5 protein-coding genes are annotated in these 4389 nt (G+C 40.8%); 3 read left to right on the top strand and 2 right to left on the bottom strand.

The annotated features are described in order from the left end of the window. Positions 1-105: 105 nt before the first annotated feature. Together V5N63_RS08285 and V5N63_RS08290 are read left to right on the top strand one after the other, a co-directional pair. Entirely contained in the window at positions 106-1557 is a 1452-nt protein-coding gene (locus V5N63_RS08285) for a hypothetical protein (RefSeq protein WP_332033568.1), read from the top strand. A 13-nt stretch (positions 1558-1570) separates the two neighbouring features. Continuing rightward, positions 1571-2104 carry a hypothetical protein gene (locus V5N63_RS08290; RefSeq protein ID WP_332033569.1) on the top strand — a complete coding sequence of 178 codons (534 nt, stop codon included), beginning with the start codon at positions 1571-1573 and terminating at the stop codon, positions 2102-2104. 52 nt (positions 2105-2156) lie between these two features. Here the strand turns inward: V5N63_RS08290 and ruvC are convergent, their stop codons facing one another. Further along, complete coding sequence (gene ruvC / locus V5N63_RS08295) at positions 2157-2711, bottom strand: crossover junction endodeoxyribonuclease RuvC (RefSeq protein WP_332033570.1); 555 nt, start codon at positions 2709-2711, stop codon at positions 2157-2159. A 97-nt stretch (positions 2712-2808) separates the two neighbouring features. On the opposite strand from ruvC, the gene V5N63_RS08300 reads away from it, so the two are divergent. Beyond that, entirely contained in the window at positions 2809-3738 is a 930-nt protein-coding gene (locus V5N63_RS08300) for an MBL fold metallo-hydrolase (RefSeq protein WP_332033571.1), read from the top strand. Here the strand turns inward: V5N63_RS08300 and V5N63_RS08305 are convergent. Continuing rightward, on the bottom strand, positions 3739-4389 hold a 651-nt coding region (locus V5N63_RS08305), incomplete at its 5' end, for a serine hydrolase domain-containing protein (RefSeq protein ID WP_332033572.1).

The raw sequence follows: 4389 nt of genomic DNA on the forward strand, positions 1-4389 counted from the left end.
CAATAATTTTCTAGTATTTGATTAACATAATATTTCAAATTAATGCATATATTTATCGCGGAAAAAATACGCGGAGTTTGAAAGGCCTTTTAACCCCTTAAATGCATGCAAAAACTTCCGAAAAAGTTACTGATCAATTTAAAACTTACAATGACCCAAAATTCTACCTATTCTTACCGAAAGTTATACCAGAAACTTATACAACTCACCTTATTTTTATGCACTATTTTTATTTTCGCTCAATCTGCACCACCTCCGGTAGAAGGCGATTACCGCTCAAAGATTACCGGTAACTGGACTGAAGTCTCTACTTGGGAAATATACACATGTACAGGTGGAGTTTGCGCATGGATTCCCGCCACTACAGTACCTGGCGTTGGCACAACAGCTACGGCGCAGGGCAATTATAATGTATTTATTACGCAGGGTACTGAAGTAACGGTGAATACAAGCCAAACTTATTATTTCGGGAATTTGTATATACTGGCAAATACGCCGGTGGCTAATGTATGGTCATCTGTTTCGTCTGGACCGGATGTTGGGAGGATTAACTTAGAAAATGGGCCAGTTGAATTCAATTTATTGGGAGAAAATCAGAATATCTACATTTTTGGTGGTGTTTTCTACTTCAAAGCACTTAGCGCTTCACTTGGGTTAAGGAGCGGGAACTCTATTGTCATTACAGATTATAACGCTCTGGGCACCGAAAATGGTTTGGGATCCAATGGTCTGCAGCAATTGGGTATAACCTGTACCGGCGACCAGAAGATTAAATTTTATAACAGCGATGGCACCTTAGTAGAAACAGAGTATGGCGTTTGCGCTTCAAGTTCACCCTACAACTTTGTAAAGCTAAACAATTTTGGCGGAAGTTTGGCGGCTCAACTGCAACTTTATCCCCTGAAAGTTTGTGTAGGCGATACCAAAACCCCTGTTAATCTTACAGCCCACTATACCGGACTTATTCCTCCCGGGAAAAATGTTACTTACGAATTAAAACTGGAGAGCGGACCTGCCGGGTACAATTTCCCTACCCTTAATGGAAGTTTCGTAAGCCCAGGAAATGCAGCCAGTATTCCTGATCCTTCATTGGGACCATTTGCAATTGATGGCATATATACTTATTCCCTCACGGTATCTTATCCTTTTGATGACACTTCTACTTCGCATCTGATATCTTCTACCAGGTCAGTTACGCTGGAGGTAAGCCCTGCAGGCTCTATCAATTGTGCTTGTTATAAAGATCCCGTGATTGATACTGTAAATAAGTACCCAACAAAACTAGGCATTACTGCATTGGGAAGCGCAGGAGCAACATCAGGTACGCCGACCGATTTCTGGCCCGAAAAAGTACAGGGGGGACATATCGCTCTGGAGTCCCGACACAAAGGCTTCGTCATCAACAGAGTTGAAAATACAGGGGCAATCCTAATCCCGGTGGAAGGAATGTTGATCTTTGACATGAGCGATGGGCAACCGAAAATTTACACCATGAAATCAGGTGATACCACACCGGCCTGGCATACCTTCACTACCCCAACCTGCCCACCTTTTTAATTTTAAATAAGACATGAAAACATTTTTCACCCTATCAGCATTTTTATTTTCTACCATAGTTTTCGCACAGGTAATTATTAACCCTGGAACTAAAACAGAGGTTACCAATTCATCAGTTTCAGTAGAATTCGGATCACAAGAGCGAGGTATTATTCTACCGTATGTGGAAGAATCCGAAGCTTTAAACGCTGTTCCGGGAACTTTAATCATGGATTACAAGGATCGCATTATGAAACTGAAACTGGGTAACGGAGCTTGGCAAAACCTCACAGGAAATGCCAATAAAACCAACGGATTTGTCAATACACTTTTAGCATTTCAAGAAAATCCCAACACAAAATCGATCATAGGGCCAACAACGGTTCCACAGGCACAGGTTCCGGGGATTCTTATCCTTTCAGATCCTAATAAAGCAATGATTTTACCTAAGGTAGCGTCGCCGCATTTAAACATTAAAAATCCTGCAGCAGGAATGATGGTTTACGATTCCGAAAACAAAGTACTGGCAGTTTTCAACGGTACACAATGGTCTTTTTGGCAACCTTAGAACAGCAGTGAAATTATATAAATCTCTTTCAAAATTTTTGAAGGAGATTTTTTTATTTCAAACGCTCCGGATTCTGTTTCAGGAAACTGTCCCAACCGGAATAACTTTTCTCAGAAACCGCATTTCCCGAGTTGAAGTGATGACATACCGCCACCGCCAGTCCATCGGAAGCATCAAGATATTTGGTCGGAAATTCTTTTAAATTCAGGAGATTCTGCAGCATACCTGCAACCTGTTCTTTACTCGCATTTCCGTTTCCGGTGATGGCCATTTTTATTTTTTTCGGCGAATATTCGGTGATAGGAATGTCACGGTGCAGCGATGCGGCCATTGCAACCCCCTGCGCGCGGCCAAGCTTCAGCATACTTTGTACATTTTTCCCGAAAAAGGGAGCTTCCAGAGCCACTTCATCAGGATGAAACTCGTCGATCAGCGCTAAAGTTTTATCGAAAATAACCTTCAGTTTGGTTTCGTGATTTGGATATTTTTTAAGAATAAGTTCGTGAATGGAAATCATTTCCATTTTTCCTTTCACCACAGAAATAAGCCCGAAACCCATAATGGTTGTTCCCGGATCAATTCCTAAAATAATTTTTTCGCTTTGCATTGCCGCAAATTTAAACAAATCATCGCAACTTAAAAGCGATTTAATTTCCTCCGCACGGTTGATGAAAAATGTTTAATTTTAATAAAAAATATACAAAATGAACCGAAAAGAATTTCTCGCTACCACATTCGCAGCAGGCTTAGGATTGGCTTTTGTGCCGAGTCTGTTAAGCTGCAATTCATCAAAAATTGTAAGTCAACAGTTGTTCGAACCCTTGAAGTTAAGTGCAGGAAACCTCGCAAAAGTTCGTGGCAACGTCAGCAGATATACCAATAAAGGCGGAACGGTGGGCATTTTTGAAACCAAAGACGGATTTGTGGTGATCGATTCTCAGTTTCCGGATTCTATCCAACCTGTTTTAGACGGAATTTCTGGTAAAGGAAAACCAGTACTTTACCTCTGCAACACCCATCATCACGGCGATCATACTTCGGGAAACATCGCTTTTAAAGATCCAAACACCAAAATAATTGCCCATAAAAGAGTACCGGAACTTCAGCGCCTGGCGGCAGAAAAAAGCAACAAACTCGCCGAGCAGCGTTACGCCAGCATTCTTTTCGAAGACCGTTACAAAATTGATTTAGGAAACCAGAAAATCACCGGTTACCATTTCGGGAACGGACATACTTTCGGCGACGTTATGTATCATTTTGAAAATGATAATGTTGTACATATGGGCGATCTGATGTTTACCAACGTGATTCCTGTTTACAGAACAGCGGATGGTTCAGATTCACGGAACTGGATTAAAATTCTCGAAAAAGCGCAGTCGACATTTGATAATGATACGGTTTTTATCTTCGGCCACGGCAATAAACCGGAATTTACAACAGGCAACAAATCGAATTTAAAAGAAATGGCAAATTTTCTGGAAGCTTCCAATGAGTTTGTTTACGGCAATATGCTGGCCGGAATATCAACAGAGAAGATTCTTGAAAAACATCAGTTCATTCCCGGCTTTGAAAACAGAAAAACGCCTGAAAGATTCGCAGGATTTCTGGATGAACTCAGGAAAACACTTAGCTGATTATTTTAGTTCTGAAACGGCATTTTCAACGGCATCAATGATTTTTTTAACATCTTTATGAGGGTTAAAAATCACATTTTTTCCTTTTGATTCATCTGCAATATTCGATAAAATCACCACCGAAGTTTTGGTTTTCGGATAATAAATATTGAGCGACGGCGAACCTTTTACATATCCGGAATGAAAATAAGATTCTAATTTCCCTTCATTCATCATGATTCCGTACCCGTAACCAACTTTCCCCAAAATTGGATGAGCGGTTTCTGAGGATTTAGTTTTTAATTTTTCGAGCGTTGCTGGTTTAAGGATTTTTCCGCCGAAAAGTGCGGCATTCCACCGGTGCAGATCTGAAGCCGTTGATAAAATGCCGCCGGCTGCGACAGATATTTCTTTTGAAGCCAACCTTTTTGGCATATTTGCAATTTTTTCAAATCGTACAGCATTTCCCAGATACGCGCCAGCCAGATGGTTGCCTTCAAATAAATTTGCCGTGGAAGCATGCATCATTCCTATCCTTTCAAAAAGTTCTTTTGCATAGTGATCGAAAGTTTTTTCTGAAACCCTGGCTACAATTTCTCCCAAAAACCGATATCCTTTGTTGGAATAGTTAAAACTTTCACCGGGTTTCGACTGAAGTCCGCTCCCAAAATC

The sequence above is a fragment of the Kaistella sp. genome, from assembly GCF_032060305.1.
In the GTDB taxonomy this organism is placed as follows: domain Bacteria; phylum Bacteroidota; class Bacteroidia; order Flavobacteriales; family Weeksellaceae; genus Kaistella; species Kaistella yananensis.

Excerpts from the sequence above, each read along its gene's own strand:
- V5N63_RS08285 (WP_332033568.1), top strand. The coding sequence starts at position 106 with ATGCAAAAACTTCCGAAAAAGTTACTGATCAATTTAAAACTTACAATG.
- V5N63_RS08300 (WP_332033571.1), top strand. The coding sequence starts at position 2,809 with ATGAACCGAAAAGAATTTCTCGCTACCACATTCGCAGCAGGCTTAGGA.
- V5N63_RS08290 (WP_332033569.1), top strand. The coding sequence starts at position 1,571 with ATGAAAACATTTTTCACCCTATCAGCATTTTTATTTTCTACCATAGTT.
- ruvC (WP_332033570.1), bottom strand. The coding sequence starts at position 2,711 with ATGCAAAGCGAAAAAATTATTTTAGGAATTGATCCGGGAACAACCATT.